21 protein-coding genes and 1 other RNA gene are annotated in these 23,477 nt (G+C 68.7%); 11 read left to right on the top strand and 11 right to left on the bottom strand.

From position 1 onward, the window contains the following. Positions 1 to 40 precede the first annotated feature (40 nt). On the top strand, positions 41 to 670 hold the full coding sequence (locus AC0KTM_RS08445; RefSeq protein WP_238957851.1) for a class I SAM-dependent methyltransferase: 630 nt from the start codon (positions 41 to 43) through the stop codon (positions 668 to 670). Positions 671 to 673: 3 nt separating this feature from the next. On the opposite strand, the gene AC0KTM_RS08450 is transcribed toward AC0KTM_RS08445, so the two are convergent. Further along, positions 674 to 1,384 carry a 2OG-Fe(II) oxygenase gene (locus tag AC0KTM_RS08450; protein ID WP_225329027.1) on the bottom strand — a complete coding sequence of 237 codons (711 nt, stop codon included), beginning with the start codon at positions 1,382 to 1,384 and terminating at the stop codon, positions 674 to 676. Between the two features lie 87 nt (positions 1,385 to 1,471). Between AC0KTM_RS08450 and rnpB the strand changes: the two genes are divergently transcribed. Then, an RNA gene (gene rnpB, locus AC0KTM_RS08455) (RNase P RNA component class A) lies at positions 1,472 to 1,873 on the top strand. Between the two features lie 78 nt (positions 1,874 to 1,951). On the opposite strand, the gene AC0KTM_RS08460 is transcribed toward rnpB, so the two are convergent. From AC0KTM_RS08460 to AC0KTM_RS08470, 3 genes are all read right to left on the bottom strand, one after another. Then, on the bottom strand, positions 1,952 to 3,529 hold the full coding sequence (locus tag AC0KTM_RS08460; protein WP_238957852.1) for a CYTH and CHAD domain-containing protein: 1,578 nt from the start codon (positions 3,527 to 3,529) through the stop codon (positions 1,952 to 1,954). Positions 3,530 to 3,621: 92 nt separating this feature from the next. Then, positions 3,622 to 3,876, bottom strand: coding sequence for a hypothetical protein (locus AC0KTM_RS08465; protein ID WP_225329029.1), 255 nt, complete (start codon positions 3,874 to 3,876; stop codon positions 3,622 to 3,624). 98 nt (positions 3,877 to 3,974) lie between these two features. Continuing rightward, complete coding sequence (locus AC0KTM_RS08470; RefSeq protein ID WP_238957853.1) at positions 3,975 to 5,186, bottom strand: FAD-dependent oxidoreductase; 1,212 nt, start codon at positions 5,184 to 5,186, stop codon at positions 3,975 to 3,977. A 128-nt stretch (positions 5,187 to 5,314) separates the two neighbouring features. On the opposite strand from AC0KTM_RS08470, the gene AC0KTM_RS08475 reads away from it, so the two are divergent. After that, positions 5,315 to 5,695, top strand: coding sequence for a heme-binding protein (locus tag AC0KTM_RS08475; protein WP_425326373.1), 381 nt, complete (start codon positions 5,315 to 5,317; stop codon positions 5,693 to 5,695). A gap of 10 nt (positions 5,696 to 5,705) precedes the next feature. Here AC0KTM_RS08475 and AC0KTM_RS08480 read toward each other — a convergent pair whose 3' ends face one another. Next, complete coding sequence (locus tag AC0KTM_RS08480; RefSeq protein ID WP_238958037.1) at positions 5,706 to 6,914, bottom strand: glycoside hydrolase 5 family protein; 1,209 nt, start codon at positions 6,912 to 6,914, stop codon at positions 5,706 to 5,708. Positions 6,915 to 7,098: 184 nt separating this feature from the next. Further along, positions 7,099 to 7,944, bottom strand: a complete 846-nt coding sequence (gene panB, locus AC0KTM_RS08485) for a 3-methyl-2-oxobutanoate hydroxymethyltransferase (protein WP_472415432.1) — start codon at positions 7,942 to 7,944, stop codon at positions 7,099 to 7,101. A 189-nt stretch (positions 7,945 to 8,133) separates the two neighbouring features. On the opposite strand from panB, the gene AC0KTM_RS08490 reads away from it, so the two are divergent. The 6 genes from AC0KTM_RS08490 to AC0KTM_RS08515 all read left to right on the top strand — a co-directional run bounded on the left by AC0KTM_RS08490 (position 8,134) and on the right by AC0KTM_RS08515 (position 17,362). Next, positions 8,134 to 9,690, top strand: a complete 1,557-nt coding sequence (locus AC0KTM_RS08490) for an alpha/beta hydrolase (protein WP_472415433.1) — start codon at positions 8,134 to 8,136, stop codon at positions 9,688 to 9,690. 137 nt (positions 9,691 to 9,827) lie between these two features. Further along, positions 9,828 to 11,396: an alpha/beta hydrolase gene (locus AC0KTM_RS08495; RefSeq protein ID WP_238957856.1), complete on the top strand. Its 1,569-nt coding sequence runs from the start codon at positions 9,828 to 9,830 to the stop codon at positions 11,394 to 11,396. A gap of 92 nt (positions 11,397 to 11,488) precedes the next feature. Next, positions 11,489 to 12,829 carry a type I glutamate--ammonia ligase gene (gene glnA, locus AC0KTM_RS08500; RefSeq protein ID WP_225330047.1) on the top strand — a complete coding sequence of 447 codons (1,341 nt, stop codon included), beginning with the start codon at positions 11,489 to 11,491 and terminating at the stop codon, positions 12,827 to 12,829. A gap of 50 nt (positions 12,830 to 12,879) precedes the next feature. Beyond that, positions 12,880 to 15,864 carry a bifunctional [glutamine synthetase] adenylyltransferase/[glutamine synthetase]-adenylyl-L-tyrosine phosphorylase gene (locus AC0KTM_RS08505; RefSeq protein ID WP_472415434.1) on the top strand — a complete coding sequence of 995 codons (2,985 nt, stop codon included), beginning with the start codon at positions 12,880 to 12,882 and terminating at the stop codon, positions 15,862 to 15,864. Next, positions 15,861 to 16,505 carry a PaaI family thioesterase gene (locus tag AC0KTM_RS08510; RefSeq protein WP_225330045.1) on the top strand — a complete coding sequence of 215 codons (645 nt, stop codon included), beginning with the start codon at positions 15,861 to 15,863 and terminating at the stop codon, positions 16,503 to 16,505. Before AC0KTM_RS08505 ends, AC0KTM_RS08510 begins: the two co-directional genes overlap by 4 nt. Next, on the top strand, positions 16,502 to 17,362 hold the full coding sequence (locus AC0KTM_RS08515) for a TIGR03619 family F420-dependent LLM class oxidoreductase (protein ID WP_238957858.1): 861 nt from the start codon (positions 16,502 to 16,504) through the stop codon (positions 17,360 to 17,362). Before AC0KTM_RS08510 ends, AC0KTM_RS08515 begins: the two co-directional genes overlap by 4 nt. Positions 17,363 to 17,376: 14 nt before the next feature. Here AC0KTM_RS08515 and AC0KTM_RS08520 read toward each other — a convergent pair whose 3' ends face one another. Continuing rightward, positions 17,377 to 17,820 carry a MarR family winged helix-turn-helix transcriptional regulator gene (locus AC0KTM_RS08520; protein WP_238958038.1) on the bottom strand — a complete coding sequence of 148 codons (444 nt, stop codon included), beginning with the start codon at positions 17,818 to 17,820 and terminating at the stop codon, positions 17,377 to 17,379. 344 nt (positions 17,821 to 18,164) lie between these two features. On the opposite strand from AC0KTM_RS08520, the gene AC0KTM_RS08525 reads away from it, so the two are divergent. Next, on the top strand, positions 18,165 to 18,797 hold the full coding sequence (locus tag AC0KTM_RS08525; protein WP_238957859.1) for an NAD(P)-dependent oxidoreductase: 633 nt from the start codon (positions 18,165 to 18,167) through the stop codon (positions 18,795 to 18,797). Positions 18,798 to 18,905: 108 nt separating this feature from the next. Here AC0KTM_RS08525 and glnA (AC0KTM_RS08530) read toward each other — a convergent pair whose 3' ends face one another. Next, a complete protein-coding gene (glnA, locus tag AC0KTM_RS08530) occupies positions 18,906 to 20,342 on the bottom strand; it encodes a type I glutamate--ammonia ligase (protein ID WP_008256020.1) in 1,437 nt (478 codons plus the stop codon). A 243-nt stretch (positions 20,343 to 20,585) separates the two neighbouring features. Here glnA (AC0KTM_RS08530) and AC0KTM_RS08535 point away from each other — a divergent pair, with 243 nt between their 5' ends. Then, entirely contained in the window at positions 20,586 to 21,008 is a 423-nt protein-coding gene (locus tag AC0KTM_RS08535; RefSeq protein WP_238957861.1) for an RDD family protein, read from the top strand. A gap of 12 nt (positions 21,009 to 21,020) precedes the next feature. Here AC0KTM_RS08535 and AC0KTM_RS08540 read toward each other — a convergent pair whose 3' ends face one another. From AC0KTM_RS08540 to lipB, 3 genes are read right to left on the bottom strand one after another with little or no spacing between them, the layout of a single operon-like run. Beyond that, positions 21,021 to 21,773: a DUF4191 domain-containing protein gene (locus AC0KTM_RS08540; RefSeq protein WP_225330041.1), complete on the bottom strand. Its 753-nt coding sequence runs from the start codon at positions 21,771 to 21,773 to the stop codon at positions 21,021 to 21,023. A gap of 38 nt (positions 21,774 to 21,811) precedes the next feature. Next, complete coding sequence (gene lipA, locus AC0KTM_RS08545) at positions 21,812 to 22,753, bottom strand: lipoyl synthase (RefSeq protein WP_225330040.1); 942 nt, start codon at positions 22,751 to 22,753, stop codon at positions 21,812 to 21,814. Continuing rightward, positions 22,750 to 23,451, bottom strand: a complete 702-nt coding sequence (gene lipB / locus AC0KTM_RS08550) for a lipoyl(octanoyl) transferase LipB (RefSeq protein WP_472415435.1) — start codon at positions 23,449 to 23,451, stop codon at positions 22,750 to 22,752. Before lipB ends, lipA begins: the two co-directional genes overlap by 4 nt. Positions 23,452 to 23,477 lie beyond the last annotated feature (26 nt).

The raw sequence follows: 23,477 nt of genomic DNA on the forward strand, positions 1-23,477 counted from the left end.
TCAGCTTGGCAACTCCTGGCGGAATGGGCAAGCTCGCGGTATGGACAGTTCTTGCAAACCCGATGACGCCCAGCAGTTCTGGGAAGAGCGCTACCGGTCACTCGAGCGGGTGTGGAGCGGACGGGTCAACCCCCGGCTCGCGGAGGTGGCCGCCGACCTGGCGCCGGGCCGAGCACTCGACCTGGGCTGCGGAGAGGGAGCCGACGCGCTGTGGCTCGCCGACCGCGGGTGGCAGGTGGTGGCCGTCGACGTCTCGGACACCGCGCTGCAACGCGCCCGCGCGGCCGCATCGGCGCGGAATATGGCCGCCCACATCGAATTTCAGCGGCACAACCTCAACGAGAGCTTCCCGCAAGGGATGTTCGACCTGATCTCTGCCCAGTATTTTCATTCGCCGGCCCGCCTCGACCGGGAAAACGTGTTACGGAACGCCGCCGGCCGCGTGAATCCCGGTGGCGTGCTGTTGATCGTCGACCACGGGGCGGTGCCGCCGTGGGCGCAGCACCACGATCACTCCTTCCTCGGCATCGAGGAGGTGATCGCCTCGTTACGGCTGGATTCGACCGCCTGGACTCGGTTACGGGCCGACTCCGTCGAGCGCGAGATGACCGTCAACGGGGAAACGGCCAGGGTGCCCGACCACGTGATCGCGTTGCGACGAGACGAATGATCCTCACGCCGCGTCGTGAAAGATCAGCCCCATCGCGTAGCGCTGCCCGGTGCGAACCACGGACACACCATGGCGCACCGGCGCCGCGGACCAGCCGCGGGCCGAGGGCACCGGCCGCTCCCGGGTGGTGAAGACGTAGCCGTGCCCCTGCGGCAATTGCGTTGCGGTGCCCCGGGATTGAGCCCGCAGTCGCTGCTCGACCAGCAAAAATTCACCGCCGGTGTAATCGGTGGCCGGGTCGCTGAGGTTGATCACCACCTGCAAGGGGAACACCAAGTCCCCGTAGAGGTCCCGGTGCAGCGCATTCCAGTCGCCCGCACCGTATTTCAGCATCAGGGCCGTGGACCGGGTCTGGCCGGCGGCGTGGCAGGCCGCCAGCCAGTCGTCGAGGCGGTCCGGCCAGGGTGCGTCCCGGCCCAGCCTGCCCCACCAATCGCGGGCGATCGGCAGCAGCCGGGGATACAGCGCCTGTTTGAGATCCTCGATCGGTTCGGGGTAGGGCGCGTGGAAATAGCGGTACTGCCCGGACCCATAGCGCTTGGGCGCCATGTCGATCGTGGAACGGAACAGGGCGTCGTCGGCGTAGAGCTTGCGCAGCCGCGCCGCCTCGCTGGGCGTGACCAGTCGCGGTAGCAGCGCCCCGCCGTACTCGTCGACCGCGGCGGCGATAGCCTCCCAATCGCCTGAATCGACACGCCTTTTCCACCGGGACATCCGCGTCCTTCCGATTCGTGACCCGGCTCCACGGTAAACGGTTGCTGGCCCCGGCCCCGCGCAGCGGGTACCGTTTATCGTCGCGGACGAGTTGGCCGGGCGGCCGCGGGCCGTCGCAAGGCGGTTCGAGGAAAGTCCGGACTTCACAGAGCAGGGTGATTGCTAACGGCAATCCGAGGTGACTCGCGGGAAAGTGCCACAGAAAACAGACCGCCACCCTCGCGGTGGTAAGGGTGAAACGGTGCGGTAAGAGCGCACCAGCATCCCGGGTGACCGGGGTGGCTCGGCAAACCCCACCCGAAGCAAGGCCAAGAAGGCCGCACCGCTGGTGCGGCCGCGCAGGCGTTCGAGGGTTGCTCGCCCGAGCCTGCGGGTAGGCCGCTCGAGGCACCCGGTGACGGTGTGTCCAGATGGATGGTCGCCGCCGCACCGCCGTTGCTCACGCGCGGCGGTGGGGAACAGAATCCGGCTTACAGGCCAACTCGTCCGCCTTCAGCCTCCGCGAAACTGCAACCAGCGACCCGTTCGCCGAGTGGGGGCGTCGGTAGTTGCAGTCTCGCGACCGGGTTAGTGGCCCGCCTTGCGCACCGCTTTGGCGAGTTTGCGTAGGGTGCCGTCGAGTTCGCGGCGGCACCGCTGCGCCAAGTCGGCCTCCCGCTGATACAGCAGCCCGTACGTGAAAGTGTCTTCGCCGGCGGCGTGGGCGATCTCCGCCTCCTGGCGCAGGTGTTCACGGCTGACCACGCTGTCTTGATGATCGCCGAGCAGCGACTGCACGGCCTTGGCCTGCTCGGACACCTTCGCCGCGCCGGTGGCGGCCGCGGTGTACCGAAGACGCTTGGCGCGCTTGCGGATTCGGTGTATCGCTTCGTCGCGGTGGTGGTGGTCGCCGGGCTGCTCCCGCGCGGCCCGGGCGGCGGCCTTCGCTGCCTTGCGGACCTTCTTGTAGGCGGCGTCGATGGTCACCGGGGCCTGTTCCTCGGCCGCGGCGGCGACGGGGGTTTGGGCAGCAATCGTCTCCAGGGAGTCGAGCAACCGGAAGTAACGCTGCGAGCGCATCGCGATCAACGACCGGCGCAGCCCGGTCTGGTAGCGACGCTGGGCGCCCCCGACCAGGCGTTCGCGCACCGGACCGCGCACCAATTCCGGTGCGAGCCCGTCCAAGTCACGCTCGTATCGCTCGGCGAGCACCTCGGCGTCGCGCGCCATCCCCAAGATCCCGGCGAGCTCACGCAACTCGTCCAGCACCCATCCCTCCTCGGGCAACCCGAACGAATCCTGGTAATCACGCAGCAGGCTGCGCAGCTTGCGGGTGGTCACCCGCATCTGGTGGATGGAGTCATACGCGTCGGCGCGCACGGCGCGATCCCACACCAGCAGCTCGCGGACCTGCTCGGCGATGGCGCGCTGCAACGGATCCTCGGACGGCTGCGCGCCGTCGGGCGGTGGCGGGGTGCCGAGCACCCGCGCCAGCTTGGAGCCGTGCCCGGCCGGCGCGGCACCGGCGTCCAGCAGCCGGTTGCTCAACCGGTTCAGCAGCTCGGTGCCGGCCGCCCCGTTGGATTGACCGCCCGCTTCGAGCAGCTCCAATTCCCACTCCCGCCACTCCAGCTCGGTGGGCGGCGCACCGGTTTCATCGGCGGCGGCTCCGGCGCTGTCATCGGAGCCCCGCGTCGACCATGCGGTGACGTGGTCGTTGCTGAACTCGGCCAGCGCGACGCCCGCGGCGTCGTACAACACCTGGCTCTCGCGCTCGGTGGTGATGCGCGCGACCGGCTGCAGCGGCCGGTCGCGGACGATCGCCAGCACGACGTCCGTCAACTCGGTGGGCACGGCGTTGTTCCCGTCGGGGCCGGATGCGTCCAGCGGCGCGCGGACCTCGGTGCGCGCGTCGGGCCCGGCCGGCAGCTTGAGGTGCCACCCCGCGTCGGAGCCACCGGTGCGGCGGCGCAGGGTGATCTTGTTGCGCGCGAGGTCATGTGCGGGCGTGTCGAAGTACGTCGCATCCAGGGTTTGCGTCGGCGACTTCTCGACGTGGGCGACCGCGGCGATCCCTTCGAACGACGGGGACACGGTGGACTCGACGACGTCGAACTTGCGCTCTACCTCCAGGTGACGCGAGGTCTGCGGCGTTTGTGCAGGCATCTTTCGCTCCGTTGACGGCGCGTCGCCGCGGCCTTGAACGCGGTGGACGGTGGGGGATGAGACCCATAGCCTGCCACACCGCGGTGACGGCGCTATGGCGGCGGCGGAGGAGGGGGAGGAGCCGACGTGTCGTCCTCCGGCAGCGGCGCATAGGCCGCGGGCGGCGGGGCATAGCGGGCGATGTTGTCAGCGATGTTGGTGCAGCCACTCACCGAGACGCGTCGGCCCGCGCCCACGCACACGGTCGCCTCGACCCGATCGGCGGAGGGCACCGCGGTAAGGATTGCGGGGACGGACACCACGCCCGAGAACACCAGCAGTGCGGCAAGCCCGCGGCGGCGGTTCATCTGCACTCTCCTTCCGACCCCTCAGTGCATTGTGCCGTCACAGCGCGGCGGGCGGGCCGAGAATGTGAATATCGCTGGGGCGGCGGGGCCGGAAAGCGTTAGGCCGTGTGCACGTTCGGGGTGCGGACGTGTTCGGGGCGAAGGCCCCGCCCGAAGGCGATCGGCGGGATGGATCGCAGCGGGCCCCGACCCACGATCGCGGGGATCGGGATAGGTGACAGGTCACCACCGTTCAAATTGGGCGCGATCACCCGATCCTGGGCGAACACCTGGATCGCCTGGATGACCCGGGCGGGCAGCTCCCGCCGGCGCTGCACCTTGGCGAGGTCGGTGTCGCGCAGCCGTCCGTTGCTCAGTGGGACGCTCAGGATGTTGGCCGCCGCCACCGCGTCGGCGACGGCGAGGTTGATCCCGACGCCGCCGATCGGCGACATGGCGTGGGCGGCGTCGCCGATGCACAGCAGGCCGGTGCGCCACCACGTCTCGAGCCGGTCCACCCGCACGTCGAGTTGACTGGTCTGGTCCCAGGAACGAAGGTCGTCGACGTGTTCGCGTAGCTGTGGCCGCGCCGCCACGACGCGCTCTTTGAACGCCTCCAGCGACCCGTCGCGGGGGTCGGACCCCTTCGGCATCAGATACGCGATCTGCCAATAGTCGCCCCGGTAGATCAACGCCATGGTGAAGCCCTTGCGGGCCACCCCGTACAGCTCCTGCGGATCGCCGGGGCGCCAGTTGAGCCGAAACCACAACACGTCCATCGGGGAGTGCGCCGCAGCGGTCTGCAGCCCGGCCGCGGCCCGGACCGCGGATTTGCGCCCGTCCGCGCCGACGACCAGGTCGGCGCGGACCTCCAGGTCGGGTGTGCGCGCCCCGATCACGCGATCGCCGTCGAAGATCAGGTCTTTGACTTCCGCGTTGCGGATCAGCGTGAATTCCGGGTAGGCAGAGGCCTTTTCGGCGAGGAAGTCGAGGAAATCCCACTGCGGCATCAACGCGATATACGGCTGTTTGAAGCCCAACCGCTTGAGCACACCGAAGTTGCCGAAGGTGCGAATCGTGCCGTCGGTGTCGAACGCGACACGGTCGATTTTGGTGTGCGGCAGGCGCAGGAGCTCATCGACGAGCCCAAGCTCGTCCATGATCCGCAGGGTGCTGGGATGCACCGTGTCGCCGCGGAAGTCGCGCAGGAAGTCATTGTGCTTCTCCAAGACGACAACCCGGACCCCGGCGCGGGCGAGCAGGAGCGCGTGAACGAGGCCGGCGGGGCCCCCACCGGCAACACAAACCTGGGTCTGAAGGACTTCCGCCACGGCCCGACCCTACCGCGGGCCTGCATTTGTTTGGCGCCTGATTCGCGCGTGCGCGGCGCGCAAACCCCTTATGGTTTGCGATACGAATACCGCTCGCCTTGTGCGGTGGTCGACGAAGGAGCGTTTGCATGGGGTCTTGTGTTCGCCCGGCAGCCCGGGCCGTTGCCGGCGGAATGGCGGCCTGCGCGGCCAGTGTGGCAATGCTTTTCGCGACAGCCGGTTCGGCCGCCGCGGACGTGCCGATGGACGATCCGGAGCCGGCGCCCACGTCGCAACCCAATTGCACGGCCGCCGATCTGGCCCAGGTCTCGTCGGGCGTCGCCGCGGCCACGTCGGCGTACCTGTTCACGCACCCGGACGTCAACGACTACTTCACCAGCTTGAAGGGCCAACCGCGCAGCGACATGCGCGATCAGTTGAAGCAGTACATGGATGCCAACCCGCAGACCCACGCCGACCTCGAGGGCATCCGCCAGCCGCTGACCGACTTCCAGAATCGGTGCCGCTGAAGCCTTCCGGTCAGCTGGCCGGCGGCGGCCGCAGATGCATTGCCAGGTCGCTCAACTCGAGGATCGTCTGAATCTCGGTGTCGCGGAACGGCCGTCCGTCGGGTCCCAGCAAGTCGTGAAACCATTCCTGCGGCATCGCCGGATCCGGGTTCGGGTGGTCCCAGGAGTCCCAGGGAAAGTACGTCTGCGTTTTCCCGGCGACGAATCCCCAGTTGAATGCGCCGACGTTGGCGCGCTTCGCGATCGGCAGGATGTTTTGCACCGTGCTGCCCAGCGGCCGGGCCATGTACTCGGTGCATAGGATCGGGCGCCCCAGCGGGACGAGCTCGGCGATGCGCCTCTCGAACGCCGCCGGCTCGCCGTAGCAGTGGAAGGTGATGACATCGGAGTTGTCGAGCTGGATCCCGGCGATGACGCTGCGGCGCGCCGGGTCGGCCCACTCGCCGTGCCACACGCCGCTCGTCAGCGGCTGGCGGGGATCGACCGACCGCGCCCACTCGAACACCTGGGGGAGCAGGTTGGCGACCAGGTCGACCTTGTCTTTGCGTTCCACCGAGGCGTAGGTGTCCGCCGGATTGTCCGGCTCGTTCCACAGGTCCCAGCCCAAAATGCGGTCGTCATTGCGGAATTGGGTCAGGACTCCGGTGACGTAGCCGCGCAGGGTGCGGACGTAGCCGCGGTCATCGAGGCGCGCGGCGCCCGGGCTCTGCACCCAGCCGGAGTTGTGGATGCCGGGCCGGGGCGCGGGCTGCGGGCCCGGCTTGGGGAACGGATCCCAACACGAATCAAACAGGACGAACAGGGGTTTGATGTCGTGGCGGGCCGCGATGTCGACGAACCGCGCGAGACGGCCCTGGAACCCTCGGTGGTCCTGCGCCCAGAGCAGATCGTGCAAAAAGACCCGCACCGCGTTGAATCCATTTGTTTGGGCCCAACCCAATTCGGTGTCGATGCGCCGGGGATCGAAGGTATCGGCCTGGAACATCTCCAGCTGGTTGATGGCGTTGGACGTGATGTAGTTCGCGCCCACCGGCCAGGCTTGCGCCTGATACCAGCGGTTGGCCCGCTCGGGCGACCACCGGCTTGCCTGCGGCGAGGTGCGAGGCGGCTGCGCGGACGCGTGCGGTGTGCGGGCCAAAACGATGCCTCCTGCCACTAGCAGCGGGAACTTCAGCACCGTTCGACGGTGTACGAAGCCACCACGGTCCCCCCGGTCGATGTGGTCCACCTTTGCTCTTTAGAGTCCGGATCGTCTCCTAAGAGCAATCGTACATGCCTGCCACACAACGTTTTTCGGCGGTTTCGTTGTGACCGGGGTAACGTTGTCAACGAGGCGGGACCCTCAGATCGGCGGTCCGGGCGCGCACCGCGGCGTGCCGGCCATCGTGCGCTGACGCGCGGGGTCAGAAGCAGTGCTCGTCGGCGGGGAAAACCCCTGCGGCGACCTCGTGCGCATATTGCGTTGCGGCCCGGCGCAATTCCCCGCCGATGTCGGCGAACCGTTTGACGAAGCGGGCGGCCTTGCCGCTGCTCATGCCGGCCATGTCCTGCCACACCAGCACCTGCCCGTCGCAGTTCGGTCCGGCGCCGATCCCGATGGTCGGAATCGTCAGCTTGCCGGTGATCTGGGTGGCCAACTCGGCCGGCACCATCTCCATCACCACGGAGAACGCCCCGGCCTCGGCGACGGCGATCGCGTCCGCGACGGTCTGTTCGGCCGCGTCGCCGCGGCCCTGGACCCGGAAGCCGCCCAGGCTGTTCACGCTCTGCGGGGTAAACCCGATGTGCGCCATCACCGGGATGCCCGCGGCGGTCAGGCAGGCGATCTGTTCCGCGACCCGCTCACCGCCCTCGAGCTTCACCGCGTGCGCGCCGCCCTCTTTCATGAACCGGGTGGCGGCGGCCAGCGCGGCGGCGGGCCCGGCCTCGTAGCTGCCGAACGGCAGGTCCGCGACGACCATGGCGTGCTGGGCGCCGCGCGCCACGCCGCGGACCAACGGAATCAGTTCGTCGATCGACACCGGCACGGTGGTGTCGTAGCCGTAGACGACGTTGGCCGCCGAGTCGCCGACCAGCAGGACCGGGATGCCGGCCTCGTCGAAAATGCGGGCGGTCGAATAGTCGTAGGCCGTGAGCATCGCCCACTTGTGCCCTTCGGCCTTCATCTTCTGCAGGTGGTGGGTGCGGATCTTGGTGAGCGGCTGCGCGGGCGCAGACGAATTGGCACCGTAAACGTTGTGCTCAGACATCATTGTCCCTAGTGGGTGGTCGGGTCGATCCTCGTGGCCCAAAACGGGTCCCCGGGTTCGTCTGACGGTGTCATTCTGCCATTTCTTCGGCGCGGTTGAAACGGCGCGACAGTGTGAGACAGGCCATGCTCCGCGCGCGGCGGTGCCGCTGATCAGGATCTCAGGTTTCCTCTGGCAGCATATGTTGGCATGGGTTCGTCTCGCCGCGGCACGAGCGCGCGCACGCTGCTGATGTGGACGTCGATCGCTGCCGTGGCGCTGCTTCTGGCGGGCTGCGAACGCGTGGTGCTGGGACGCGCCGTCATGTCCGAACCCAAGCTGGGCCAGGCGGTGGAGTGGACGCCGTGCCGGGCCGCCAACCCGAAGGTCAAGCTCCCGGCCGGCGCGTTGTGCGGCAAGCTCGCGGTGCCGGTCGACTACGACAACCTCGACGGCGACGACGCCACGCTGGCGATGATCCGTTTCCCCGCGACCGGGGACAAGATCGGCTCGTTGGTGATCAACCCCGGCGGGCCCGGGGAGTCCGGCATCGAAGCGGCGCTGGGCGTCGTCCAGTCCCTGCCCAAGCGGGTCCGCGAAAGGTTCGACCTGGTGGGCTTCGATCCCCGCGGGGTGGGCGCGTCGCGCCCGGCGGTCTGGTGCAACTCCGACGCCGACAACGACCGGCTGCGCACCGAGCCGAACGTCGACTACAGCCCGGCCGGTGTGGCCCACATCGAGGACGAGACCAAGCAGTTCGTCGGCCGCTGCGTCGACAAGATGGGCAAGGGCTTTCTGGCCAACATCGGGACGGTCAACGTCGCCAGGGACCTCGACGCCATCCGGGCCGCGCTGGGCGACGACAAGCTGACCTACCTCGGCTACTCCTACGGCACCCGGATCGGCTCGGCCTACGCCGAGGCCTACCCGAACAAGGTGCGGGCGATGATCCTCGACGGCGCCGTCGACCCCAACGCCGATCCCATCGAGGCCGACCTGCGGCAGGCCAAGGGATTCCAGGACGCGTTCAACAACTACGCCGCCGACTGCGCGAAACAACCGAACTGCCCGCTGGGCACCGACCCGGCCAAGGCCGTCGACGTCTACCACAGCCTGGTCGACCCGATGGTCGACCCCAACAACCCCATGGTCGGCCGGCCGGTCCCGACCAACGACCCGCGCGGACTCAGCTACAGCGACGCCATCGTCGGCACCATCATGGCGCTGTACTCACCGAACCTGTGGCATCACCTGACCGACGGCCTCTCCGAACTCGTCGACCATCACGGCGACACCCTGCTCGCCCTGGCCGACATGTACATGCGCCGCGACTCGCACGGCCACTACACCAACGCCACCGACGCGCGGGTGGCGGTCAACTGCGTGGACCAGCCGCCGATTACCGACCGGGCCAAGGTGATTGACGAAGACCGCCGCTCCCGGGAGATCGCACCGTTCATGAGCTACGGGCAGTTCACCGGCCACGCGCCGCTGGGCACCTGCGCGTTCTGGCCGGTACCGCCGACGAGCAAGCCGCACACCATCTCCGCGCCCGGCCTGGCGCCGACGGTGGTGGTGTCGACGACCCACGACCCGGCGACTCCCTACAAGGCCGGCGTCGACCTGGCCAACCAGCTGCGCAGCTCGCTGCTGACCTACGACGGAACCCAGCACACGGTCGTCTTCCAGGGCGATGGCTGCATCGACAACTACGTGACGGCCTATCTGGTCGGCGGCACGACGCCGCCGAGCGGCGCCAAGTGCTAGCGCCGAACGTGTACTCACGGCGGGATTTTCGTCGATTCGTCGCCGTGGTTGCACGCTCGGTGCGGGCTCGAACCGGCTGAGAGCCGAGACCAAGGCGTAATCGTTTCGCGCTGCCACGGGGACCCGCGGCTGCAACGATGACAGCCATGTCGCGCCTGAGACCCGTGAGCTCGGCGCTGCTTTCGTTCGGCCTTGTGCTGGGCGGTTCGGCCGTCGCCGCGCTGCCGGTGGCCGGCGCCACGCCCGAACCGGGCGCGGGGCAGACCCCGGCCCCGAACCCGCCGGCGGCCGCGGCGCCGCAGGGCTGGGGGAGCTGCGGCCAATTCGTCTCGGACACAAGCGATATCCCCGCCGCGCGGTGCACCACGGTGTCGGTCCCGATCGACTACAACAACCCGGGCGGCGCCCAGGCCAAGCTGGCGGTGATCCGCGTGCCCGCGACCGGGCAACGAATGGGATCGCTGCTGGTCAATCCCGGTGGTCCCGGCGGCTCGGCGGTCGACATGGTGGCCGCGATGGCGCCGGACCTGGAGAACTCGCCCGTCGGCCGCAACTTCGATCTGGTCGGCTTCGACCCGCGCGGCGTGGGCCACTCCACTCCTTCGCTGCGCTGCCGCACCGACGCCGAGTTCGACGCGTATCGGCGAGAGCCGATGGTCGACTACAGCCCGGCCGGCGTCGCGCACATCGAGCAGCTCTACCGGCAGCTGGCCCAGCAATGCGTGAACCGGATGGGCGCCGCGTTTTTGGCCAACGCGGGCACCGCGTCCGTCGCGCGTGACATGGACGCGGTGCGCCAGGCGCTGGGCGACGAACAGATCAACTACCTGGGATACAGCTACGGCACCGAGCTGGGCACCGCCTACCTGGAGAAGTTCAGCAACCACGTGCGGGCGATGGTGCTCGACGGTGCCATCGACCCGACCGTCGGCCCCATCGACGAGAACGTCAACCAAATGGCCGGATTCCAAACGGCTTTCAACGACTACGCCACCGACTGCGCCCGCTCGCCGGGCTGCCCGTTGGGCACCGACCCGTCGCAGTTCGTCGCCCGCTACCACGCCCTGGTCGACCCGCTGGCCACCAAGCCGGGCCGCACCGCGGACCCCCGCGGGCTGAGCTACGCCGACGCGACCACCGGCACCATCAACGCGCTCTACACGCCGACGCACTGGAAATACCTGACCAGCGGCCTGCTCGGCCTGGCCCGCGGCACCGACGCCGGCGACCTGCTGCTGCTCGCAGACGACTATCAGGGACGCGGCCGCGACGGGCACTACTCGAACGACCAGGATGCGTTCAACGCGATCCGGTGCGTCGACGCCCCGAATCCGACCGACCAGGCCAGCTGGGTGACCGCGGATCAGCGGATCCGCCAGGCGGCGCCCTTTTTGAGCTACGGGCCGTTCACCGGAAACGCTCCCCGCGATTTGTGCGCGCTGTGGCCCGTCCCGCCGACGTCGGCGCCGCACGCCGCACCGCCCATGGCGCCGGGCAAGGTCGTCGTCGTCTCCACCACGCACGACCCGGCGACCCCGTATCAGGCCGGGGTGAACCTGGCCCGCCAGCTGGGCGGCCCGCTGATCACCTACGACGGCACGCAGCACACGGCGGTGTTCAACGGCGACCAATGCGTGGACAACGCCGTGGTGCGTTACCTGGTCGCGGGCACCCCGCCGCCGGCCGGCTACAGCTGCCGGTCCTGACCAGCGAGCGACGGCCCCGCGGCGGCCATCGCAACGGTTCTGAGCGGGCATCGGTAACGCAGATTTAACAGCCGTTGCATACTGTTCGAGTTATGGATCGCCAGAAGGAATTCGTGCTGCGCACGCTCGAGGAACGAGACATCCGCTTCGTTCGGCTGTGGTTCACCGATGTGCTCGGCTTCCTCAAGTCGGTCGCCATCGCCCCGGCCGAACTCGAAGGCGCCTTCGAGGAGGGCATCGGCTTCGACGGATCCTCGATCGAGGGCTTCTCGCGGGTCTCGGAATCCGACACCGTCGCCAACCCCGACCCGTCCACCTTCCAGGTGCTGCCGTGGGCCTCGCCCAGCGGCCACCACCACTCGGCGCGGATGTTCTGCGACATCACCATGCCGGACGGCTCGCCGTCCTGGGCGGACCCGCGGCACGTGCTGCGCCGCCAGCTGCAGAAGGCCAACGACCTGGGCTTCTCCTGCTACGTGCACCCCGAGATCGAATTCTTCCTGCTCAAGCCGGGCGCCGACGACGGGACGCCGCCGGTTCCGGTCGACAACGCCGGCTACTTCGACCAGGCGGTCCACGACTCCGCCTCGAACTTCCGCCGCCATGCGATCGAGGCGCTGGAGTTCATGGGCATCTCGGTGGAGTTCAGCCACCACGAGGGCGCGCCCGGCCAGCAGGAGATCGACCTGCGCTTCGCCGACGCCCTGTCGATGGCCGACAACGTGATGACGTTCCGTTACGTCATCAAGGAAGTGGCGATCGACAACGGCGCCCGCGCGTCTTTCATGCCCAAGCCGTTCGGGCAGCACCCCGGCTCCGCGATGCACACCCACATGAGCCTGTTCGAGGGCGACGTCAACGCGTTCCACAGCCCGGACGACCCGCTGCAGCTCTCCGATGTGGGCAAGTCCTTCATCGCCGGGATCCTCGAGCACGCCTCGGAGATCAGCGCCGTCACCAACCAATGGGTCAACTCCTACAAGCGTCTGGTGGGGGGCGGCGAGGCGCCGACCGCCGCGTCCTGGGGCGCGGCCAACCGCTCCGCGCTGGTGCGGGTGCCCATGTACACCCCGCACAAGACGTCGTCGCGGCGCGTCGAGGTCCGCAGCCCCGACTCGGCCTGCAACCCGTACCTGACGTTCGCCGTGCTGCTGGCCGCCGGGCTGCGCGGGGTGGAGAAGGGTTACGTGCTGGGGCCGCAGGCCGAGGACAACGTGTGGGACCTGACCCCCGCGGAGCGCCAGGCGATGGGATACCGCGAGCTGCCCACCAGCCTGGACAGCGCGCTTCGCGCCATGGAGTCCTCCGAGCTGGTCGCGGAAACGTTGGGGGAGCATGTGTTTGACTTCTTCCTGCGCAACAAGCGCACCGAGTGGGCGAACTACCGCAGCCACGTCACCCCGTACGAACTGAATACCTACCTGTCGCTGTAGCGGTTTCATGCGCCGCCCGTGCCTGAAGATCGGCCGGTTGCGATACGGTCGTGGTCGTGACCAAACCCGCGACGCAGCGCCCCAGGCTGCCCAGCGTCGGCCGGCTCGGGTTGGTCGATCCGCAAGCGGCCGAACGCATAGCGCAGCTGGGCTGGCATGACCATGACGACCAGGCCCACGTCGACCTGCTCTGGTCGCTGTCGCGCGCCGCGGACCCCGACGCCGCCCTGCTCGCCCTGGTTCGGTTGGCCGAGAACCCCGACGCCGGGTGGAGCGAGCTCAACGCCACCCTGCTCGCCGAACGCCCCCTGCGCGGCCGGCTGTTCGGTGTGCTCGGCGCGTCGCTGGCCCTCGGGGATCACCTGATCGCCCAGCCGCAGTCCTGGAAACTCTTGCGCGGCAACGTCACACTGCCCACCCACGACCAGCTGTCCGCGAATTTCACCGCGTGCGTCGAGGAGGCGCTGGCCGACCCCGGTTCGGCGATGGTGCGGCTGCGCACCCTGTACCGCGATCAGCTGCTGGTGTTGGCCGGGCTCGACCTGGCCGCCACGGTCGAGGACGAACCGGTGGTGCCGTTCACCGTGGTGGCCGCCCACCTGTCGGACCTGGCCGACGCCGCGCTGGCCGCCGCGTTGCGGGTGGCCGAGAGCACCGTGTGCGGCGACAAGTCGCCGCCGCGGCTGGCGGTCATCGCGATGGGCAAATGCGGTGCCCGCGAACTGAACTACGTCAGCGACGTCGACGTCATCTTCGTCGCCGAGCACGCCGACGCCCTCACCACCCGGGTGGCCGGCGAGATGATGCGGCTGGCCTCCGAGGCGTTCTTTCAGGTCGACGCCGGGCTGCGACCGGAGGGCCGCAGCGGCGAGCTGGTCCGCACCGTCGAGTCGCACATCGCCTATTACCAGCGGTGGGCGAAAACCTGGGAGTTCCAGGCGCTGCTGAAGGCGCGCGCGGCGGTGGGCGACGCGGAGCTGGGGCAGCGGTACCTGGCCGCGCTGATGCCGATGGTCTGGGTCGCCTGCGAGCGTGAGGACTTCGTGGTCGAAGTGCAGGCGATGCGGCGCCGCGTCGAGCAGCTGGTGCCCGCCGACGTGCGCGGCCGCGAGATCAAGCTCGGCAGCGGCGGGTTGCGCGACGTCGAATTCGCCGTGCAGCTCCTGCAGTTGGTGCACGGGCGCAGCGACGAGTCGCTGCACGTGGCGTCGACGGTGGACGCGCTGGCCGCGCTGGGCCACGGCGGCTACATCGGACGCGAGGACGCGGCGAACCTCACCGCCTCCTACGAGTTCCTCCGGCTGCTCGAGCACCGGCTGCAGCTGCAGCGGCTCAAGCGCACCCACCTGCTGCCCGAGCCCGACGACGAGGAGGCGGTGCGCTGGCTGGCGCGGGCCGCCCATATCCGGCCCGACGGCCGCCACGACGCGGCGGGGGTGCTGCGCGAGGAGCTGCGGCACCAGAACCTGCGGGTGTCGCAGCTGCACGCCAAGCTGTTCTACCAACCGCTGCTGGAATCGATCGGCCCGGCCGGCCTGGAGATCGCGCACGGCATGACCTCCGAGGCCGCCGAGCGCCAGCTGGCCGCCCTGGGATACGAGGGCCCGCAGTCCGCGCTTAAGCACATGTCGGCGCTGGTCAACCTCAGCGGCCGGCGGGGCCGGGTGCAGTCGGTGCTGCTGCCCAGGCTGCTGAACTGGATGTCGTACACGCCCGACCCCGACGGCGGGCTGCTGGCCTACCGGCGACTGTCCGAGGCGCTGTCCGGGGAGAGCTGGTATCTGGCCACGCTGCGCGATCAGCCCGCCGTCGCGCGGCGGCTCATGCACGTGCTGGGCACCTCGGCGTACGTGCCGGACCTGTTGATGCGCGCGCCCCGGGTCATCCAGGACTACGGCGACGGGGCGACCGGGCCGCGACTCCTGGAGACCGACCCGGCCTCGGTGGCCCGCGCGCTGGTCGCCTCGGCCTGCCGCTACTCCGACCCGGTGCGGGCGATCGCCGGCGCGCGCACCCTGCGGCGTCGCGAGCTGGCCCGGGTGGCGTCGGCGGACCTGCTCGGCATGCTCGAGGTCGTCGACGTGTGCAAGGCGCTGACGTCGGTGTGGGTGGCGGTGCTGCAGGCCGCGCTGGACGCGATGATCCGGACCAACCTTCCCGAAAACGGCAAGGCGCCGGCGGCCATCGCCGTCATCGGCATGGGCAGGCTGGGCGGCGCCGAACTGGGCTACGGGTCCGACGCCGACGTGATGTTCGTGTGCGAATCCGCGCCCGGTGTCGAGGATTCCGTGGCCGTGCGCTGGGCGACCACGGTCGCCGAACAGGTCCGGACCCTGCTGGGGACCCCCAGCGTCGACCCGCCGCTGGAGGTCGACGCCAACCTGCGGCCCGAGGGCCGCAACGGCCCGCTGGTGCGCACCCTGGCCTCCTACGCCGCCTACTACGGGCAGTGGGCGCAGCCGTGGGAGGTCCAGGCGCTGCTGCGCGCGCACGCGGTCGCCGGCGACGAGGAGCTGGGGCAGCGGTTCCTGCTGATGGCCGACAAGACGCGCTATCCACCCAACGAGATGTCGCCGGAGGCGATGCGCGAGATCCGCCGCATCAAGGCCCGCGTCGACGCCGAGCGGCTGCCGCGCGGCGCCGACCCCAACACGCACACCAAGCTGGGTCGCGGGGGACTGGCCGACATCGAATGGACCGTGCAGCTGCTGCAGCTGCGGCACGCCCACGAGATCCCCGCGCTGCACACCACGTCGACGCTGGAGTGCCTGGATGCGATCGCCGCGGCCGAGCTGGTTCCCGCCGACGAGGTGGAGCTGCTGCGGCAGGCCTGGCTGACCGCCACCCGGGCCCGCAACGCGCTGGTGCTCGTCCGCGGTAAGCCCACCGACCAGCTGCCGGGCCACGGACGCCAGCTGAACGCGGTCGCCGTGGCCGCCGGCTGGCCGACCGACGAGGGCGGCGAGTTCTTGGACAACTATTTACGGGTGACGCGGCGCGCAAAAGCCGTCGTGCGCAAGGTGTTTGGAAGTTGAGTCAGGAGGCCGGCGCGTTGGACGCCACATTCGAGGTGCTCAGCGCGACGGAAGCCGATCGCGTGACCGCGCTGTATGCCCCATTGGCCGATGCGGTCCGCGAGCTCGTCGACGCGACCATCCGGACCGAGGTCGGCGACGACGTCGTCGCCGACGCGCGATCGGCGATCGAGGCCGTCACCGCGTCGTTGCGGCAACGCACCCGCGCGATGGGCGTGAGCTACCGCGTCAACGGCCGCCCGCTGCCGTTGGGCAACGCCGCGATCGGGGTGTGCAACCCCATCGCCCCGCCGATCGTGGTGAACCACGAGGGCGACGGGCGCTGCTGGAGCGAGTTCGTCCTGGGCTCGGCCTACGAGGGACCGCCGAAACTGGTGCACGGCGGCGTCAGCGCCCTGGTGCTCGACCACATGCTCGGCGAGGCGGCCAGCGAGGGCTTGTCCAAGGCGCGGTTCACCGGGACCATCACCGTCAAGTATCTGCGCGGCACCCCGCTCGGCCCGCTTCGTTGCGATGCGTGGGTCGACGGCAAACAGGGCCGCAAAGTCTTTGCACGCGGCACCATTTCGGACGCCGCGGGCGTCACCGTCGAGGCCGACGGCGTCTTCATCGAGCCGGCCTGGGCGCAGGAGGCGCAGTGAAGTTCTACATCAGCAGCGCCTTCCTGAACACCCGCGAGATCATCGAGCTCGCCAAGGCGGCCGACGAACTCGGCTACGACGGGATCGGCATCCCCGACCACGTCGTCAACCTGGAGACGCTGGACACGCCGTACCCGTACACCAAGGACGGCCAGCGGCGCTGGCAGCCCTTCACCGACTGGCCGGACCCCTGGGTGCTCGTCGGTGCGCTCGCCCAGGTCACCACGCGGCTGCGGTTCGTCAACACCGTCTACATCCCCGCGATGCGCAACCCGTATTCGGCGGCGAAAGCCATTGGTACCGCGGCGGTTCTGGCGTCGGGCCGGGTGGAGCTGGGTATCGGCGTGGGCTGGTGTCGCGAGGAATTCGCGTTGATGGGTGAGCGATTCGAGGCCCGCGGCAAGCGCACCGATGAAATCATCGAGCTGATGCGGGCGCTGTGGTCGCCGGGCTGGACGGAGTTCGAGGGCGAGTTCTATTCCGCGCCGCGGCTGGAGATGCAGCCCACCCCGCCGCCCATTCCCGTGTATGTCGGGGGGCTCAGCGAGATCGCGCTGCGCCGCGCCGCCCGCAACGACGGCTGGATCGGGGACTTGATCAACACCGAGCGGGCCCTCGACGCCATCGGCCGGCTGCGGGAGATGCGGGCCGAAAACGGTTTGTCCATGGACGATTTCACCGTTCTCACCCCGCTCACCGACGCGTTCACGACCGCCGACTATCAGCGCGCGGAGGCCGGCGGCATCACCGGGATCATCACGATGCCGTGGATGTTCTACGCCGGGCCCGACGCCGGCCTGGACGACAAGATCGACGGCATGCAGCGCTTTCGCAAGGACCTGTCACTCGACGGGTAGGAGACACGGCGGCTTTACCGCGCGTAGGGGTCGGTGATCTCGCGGAGCTGATCCAAGATCTGTTGCAGCAGTGTGAAGTTGCGGGTACCCAGGTAGGCCTTCCACTCCGCGTGGATCTTGTCGAGTGTTGCCGTGACTACCTCGATCGCGCGCCGGCCACGTCGCTCGATCACGATCAACCGGGCGCGGCCATCCGCGGGGTCGGGGACCCGGCGGACATAGCCTAAACGTTCGAGTTGATCGACCAGCACGCCCGCGCTCTGCTTGCTCATTTGCGCCTGTTCGGCGAGGTCTGTGAGGCGCGAACCGTCCGGGGCGATGCGTTGAAACACGCGGCACTGGGCCAGGGTCCAGTCGTCGAATCCGGCATCCTGGAGCGCCCGGAAAATCCGGTCTTCGGTGTGCCGGTACGGGATGAACAACGACACCCCTAGGTCAATCCGCTGCTCGTCGTTCATGCCGCCCTCGGCTCCATCGCCCACGTGGTCCAACGAAATTCACACCTTACGTCCACCGCTACTGCGTCCCGGCACCCTGCGTCCCGTGGGTGACTTCGCACCCGCTGCTGATGCACGCACGGCCTCCGACGAACCATCAGTTTAGTAAACATCAATGACCAGCATAGACGTCGGTGGGGGCCAACACTGTTATGAACACTTGACATTAGTCAGAAACACGGATCATGATAGTCAATGTTCCTGACGATATAGCGAGCGATGGACGGGTGGTTACCGCTATGCGGGCCCCGCTCACCATCACGCCCGTTCATCCGTTTCACCCGTTCTAGAGAAAGCGAATTATTGTGAAGTTTCTTGTCCTTGGAGCAACCGGCCGCACTGGCCGCCTCTTCGTCAAAAAGGCGCTCGACCAGGGTCACCAGGTCACCGCCCTGGTTCGGCGGGCCGACGCCACCGTTGACCCGCGCGCCCACATCGTCGGCGGCGACGTCACCGACGCCGCCGACATCGCCACGGCAGCCCGAGGGCACGACGCGGTCATCAGCGCACTCGGCGTCAAGAACGTCCGCAAAACGCCGACGCTGATCACGGACACCGTCCGCGCCGTCATCGCCTCCGCCAAAACATCGGGTGTTGACCGGTTCGTGATCGTGTCGGCCTTCGGAGTCGGCGACTCCCTCGCCAAGGCATCGTTTCTCGCCGGCCTGATATTTCGCACGGCGCTGCGCAAGAAGTACGAAGACAAAGCGGCGTCCGAAGTGCTCTTGAAAGCCAGCGGCCTGAAATGGACCCTCGAATACCCCGGGGCCTTGAACGACGGGGTCGGCGGCCGCTACACCGCGATGGCGCTCGACGACGTCACGACGTTGCCGATCCTCCCCTCAACCTCTCGGGAAAACGTCGCCGACTTTCTCCTCCACGCCGCCGTGGAAGACACGTTCATCCGTCAGGTCGTCGTCGTCACCGACACCAAATAGGTCACTCCAGCGGAACGCGCCCAAGGGGCAGGTTCCGGCGGCTGAACGCGAAACCACCCGCGAGGCGAGCGCCGCGCGGGTGGTTTCGTCAAGCCGACTCAGGCGTCCTTAAACGTCGTAGTACAGCGCGAATTCGTAGGGGTGCGGCCGGATCTGGACCGGCAGGATCTCGTTCTCGCGCTTGAAGTTGATCCACGTTTCGATGAGGTCGGGCGTGAAAACGCCGCCCTCGGTGAGGTATTCGTGGTCTTCTTCCAGCCGGTCGATCACCGCGGACAGCTGCGTGGGCGCCTGCGGGATGTTGGCGGCCTCTTCGGGCGGCAGCTCGTAGAGGTCCTTGTCGACCGGTGCCTGCGGCTCGATCTTGTTCTTGATGCCGTCCAGGCCGGCCATCAGCATGGCCGAGAACGCCAGGTACGGGTTGCCCGACGAGTCGGGGCAACGGAACTCGAGCCGCTTGGCCTTGGGGTTGGTGCCGGTGATCGGGATCCGGACACAGGCCGAGCGGTTGCGCTGGCTGTAGACCAGGTTGATCGGGGCCTCGTAGCCGGGCACCAGACGCTTGTAGGAGTTCACCGTGGGGTTGGTGAACGCCAGCAGCGACGGCGCGTGGTGCAGCAGGCCGCCGATGTAGTGGCGGGCGGTGTCCGAGAGGCCGGCGTACCCGGTCTCGTCGTACATCAGCGGGCTGCCGTCCTTCCACAGCGACTGGTGGGTGTGCATGCCGGAGCCGTTGTCACCGAACAGCGGCTTGGGCATGAACGTGACGGTCTTGCCGTGCTGCCAGGCCGTGTTCTTGACGATGTACTTGTAGAGCATCATGTCGTCGGCCGCGTGCAGCAGCGTGTTGAACTTGTAGTTGATCTCGGCCTGGCCGCCGGTGCCCACCTCGTGGTGGCCCTTTTCCAGGCTGAAGCCGGCCGTGATCAGGTTCGACAGCATCTTGTCGCGCAGGTCGACGTAGTGGTCGACGGGGGCGACCGGGAAGTAGCCACCCTTGGGGCGGACCTTGTAGCCGCGGTTGGGGCTGCCGTCGAGCTCGTTGGGCGAGCCGGTGTTCCACCAACCAGAGATCGCGTCGATCTCGTAGAACGAGCCGTTGGTGCGCGAATCGAAGCTCACCGAGTCGAAGATGTAGAACTCGGCCTCGGCGCCGAAGTACGCGGTGTCGGCGACGCCGGTGCTGATCAGGTAGTTCTCGGCCTTACGGGCGATGTTGCGCGGGTCGCGCGAGTACGGCTCGAGGGTGAAGGGGTCGTGCACGAAGAAGTTCAGGTTCAGCGTCTTGGCTTCGCGGAACAGGTCGATCTGCGCCGTCGCCGGGTCGGGCAGGAGCAGCATGTCGGATTCGTGAATGGACTGGAATCCGCGAATCGACGAGCCGTCGAATGCCAAGCCGTCCTCAAAAACGCTCTCGTCGAAAAACGAAATCGGAATGGTGAAGTGCTGCATGATGCCGGGCAAATCACAGAACCGCACGTCGACAAACTCGACGTTCTCGTCCTTCGCGAGTTTGAAGACGTCGTCGGGCGTCTTTTCCGTCACAGAGTGCTCCTTTACTTGGTGAGATCCGCGGCCTGACGCTAGGGAGCAGATGTTGCCCGTCAGTCAACCCGATGTTGCGCGCACGTTACGTGACCATGCCACACGCAAAAAGTGGCCGCTTTGGCGGCGGTTCTATTGTGGGGCCATGGATCGCAAGATCGTATCTTTTCTGGTGACGGAGCGCACCGTCCGCCCGCCGTATCGGACCTGGCCGTCGATTTATTCGGACCCCGGTCCGCGGCGATGATGCCGGAATCGCGATCCGCATACCCCGGTGAAAAGCTGGGATTGCCCCAGAGCGGGCCGGGCTCGCTGGCGCGGATGGGGCGACGGCTGGGCGCGCTGACGATCGACTGGCTGATCGCTTTGGGTCTGGCGGCGCTGGCCATGCGGTTCGGGTGGTTCCCCGAAGGGGCGCTGGCCACCGCCGAGCTGGTCATCTGGTTTGTGCTGGGCGTGGTCTCGGTGCGACTGTTCGGCTTCACGCCCGGCCAGCTGGCGCTGGGTCTGCAGGTGGTGGCGGTGGACGGGCGCGGGATGGTCGGCGTCGGCCGCGCGGTGGTGCGCGGCCTCCTGGTCGGCACGGTGGTCCCGGCGTTGTTCACCGACTGGGACGGCCGCGGGCTGCAGGACCGGTTGACCGCGACGGCCGTGGTTCGCCGCTGAGTCCGATGGCGGCTATTTGCGGCGCACCGTGCGCTGCACGCCGCGCATCTTGCCGGCGTTGGGCAGCGGCCCCTTCGGCATGACGGCGGCCCCGGCCCGCGTCCCCAAGGCGGCCAACCGGGACTCCAGCGTGTCCATCTGCTTGGCGGTGATGTTGGCCGGCAACCGGGTGAGATGGCGCTCCAGCTTGGCCAGGGGCACCTCGTCCTCGCCGTTGCCGACGATGATGTCGTAGATCGGCACCTCCCCGATCAGGCGGGCGGTGCGCTTCTTCTCCTGCGCCAGCAGCGGGCGCACGCGGGTCGCCGACCCCTCGCCGACCAGGATCACGCCGGGCCGGCCGATGACCCGGTGCACGGCGTCGAAGTGTCCGGTCGCGGCGACGCCCGGCGTCACCCGCCACTTGCCGCGCAGGTTGTCCAATGCCCATGCCGCCGCCCCGGTTTGGCCCTCGGCCTTGCGGTAGACGGACTTCTGGGCGCGGCGTCCGAAGACGATGAACGCAACCAGCCCGCCCAGCACCACGCCGAGCGGGATCAAGGTGATCATCGTCAGCCCGCCGGCCCAGAGCCCGACGCCCACCGAGGCGCCCACGATCAGCACGAAGGCGCCGATCATGTACGGCAGCAGGCGCTTGTCCTCCTGGCGCTGCAGATTGAACGCCTGCCACAACTGGGTGCGGCGCTCCCGCGCGGCGGCCTTGCGGGCAGCCTGCGCCTGCGCTCGGGCGGCCTTGTTCTCAGCGGCAGTGCGGGATTTAGCCATAGTCAAAGGATACGTAGGGCCGCGCCAGGCAAATTCGGCTACCGTGCCGCCGCGTCCGAGGCGCGGGCCCCGGCGGCTTGCTGATAGAGCCGGCCCGCGCGATACGACGAGCGCACCAGCGGTCCGGCCAGCACCCCGGAGAAGCCGAGTTGCTCGGCGTGCTGCGCGAACTCGACGAACTCCTCCGGCTTCACCCAGCGCGCGACGGGGTGGTGACGCGCCGAGGGCCGCAGGTACTGGGTGATGGTGATGATGTCGCAGCCGGCGTGACGCAGGTCGGCCAGCGCGGTGCGCACCTCGTCGGGGGTTTCACCCAGGCCGAGGATGAGGTTGCTCTTGGTGACCAGCCCGAAGTCACGCGCCGCGGTGAGCACGTCGAGGCTGCGCTGGTAGGTGAACGCGGGCCGGATGCGCTTGAAGATGCGCGGCACCGTTTCGACGTTGTGCGCCAACACTTCCGGGTGTGACTCGAACACCTCGGCAAGCCGGCCGGGTTCGCCGTTGAAGTCGGGGATCAACAGCTCGACCCCGGTCGACGGGTTGAGTTCCTTGATGGCGCGCACCGTCTCGGCGTAGAGCCACGCGCCGCCGTCGGGCAGGTCATCGCGGGCCACCCCGGTGACCGTGGCGTAGCGCAGCCCCATCGTGCGCACGCTGTCGGCCACCCGCCGCGGCTCGTCGCGGTCCAGCTCGGCCGGCTTCCCGGTGTCGATCTGGCAGAAGTCGCAGCGACGGGTGCACTGGTCACCGCCGATCAGGAAGGTCGCCTCGCGGTCCTCCCAGCATTCGAAGATGTTGGGGCAGCCGGCCTCTTCGCAGACCGTGTGCAGGCCCTCGCGCCGGACCAGGCTCTTGAGCTGGGTGTATTCCGGGCCCATCTTGGCCCGCACCCTGATCCACGGCGGTTTGCGCTCGATCGGGGTTTCGGCGTTGCGCACTTCCAGGCGCAGCAGTTTGCGTCCCTCGGGTGCGACAGTCACATCGCTGATGCTACGCGCGCGGCGCCGTCGTGCTCGCGCACCGGCAGCACCCCGTCCAGGGCGTCGCAGACGGCGTCGGCGACGCTCGTGCGGATGTCGTCGACGCTGACCGGGCGGCGCAGCTCGGCGGACAACGACGTCACCCCGGCGTCGCTGATGCCGCACGGCACGATGGCGCTGAAGGCGCCCAGGTCGCAGTCGCAGTTGAGCGCGAACCCGTGCAGGGTGGTGGCGCGCGACACCCGCACGCCGATCGCGGCGACCTTGCGGTCGGGCCGGCCGTCAGTGCCCGGCACCCACACCCCGGACCGGGCCTGGACGCGGACCGTGTCCAGGCCCAGGTCGGCGCACACTTTGATCAACGCCTCCTCGAGCCGCCGCACGTAGTTGACCACGTCGAGCGGTTCGGCCAGGCCGATGATCGGATACCCGACCAACTGGCCGGGTCCGTGCCAGGTAATCTTGCCGCCGCGGTCGGTGTCGACGACGGGGGTGCCGTCCGTGGGCCGCTCGTGCGGCTCGGTGCGCCGTCCCGCGGTGTAGACGGCCGGGTGCTCGAGCAACAGCAGGGTGTCGCTGCCGCCCGCCACCCGGGCGTCGGCCAGCTCGCGCTGCTGCTGCCAGGCCACGCGGTAGTCGACGGTTCCGAGCTGTCGGACGTCGATGAGGGACCGGCTGGACCGGATGGAATCGATCACATTCGCGACGGTACTCGGCCCGCGCG

Source organism: Mycobacterium sp. NTMscope_Eco_3 (genome assembly GCF_976985685.1).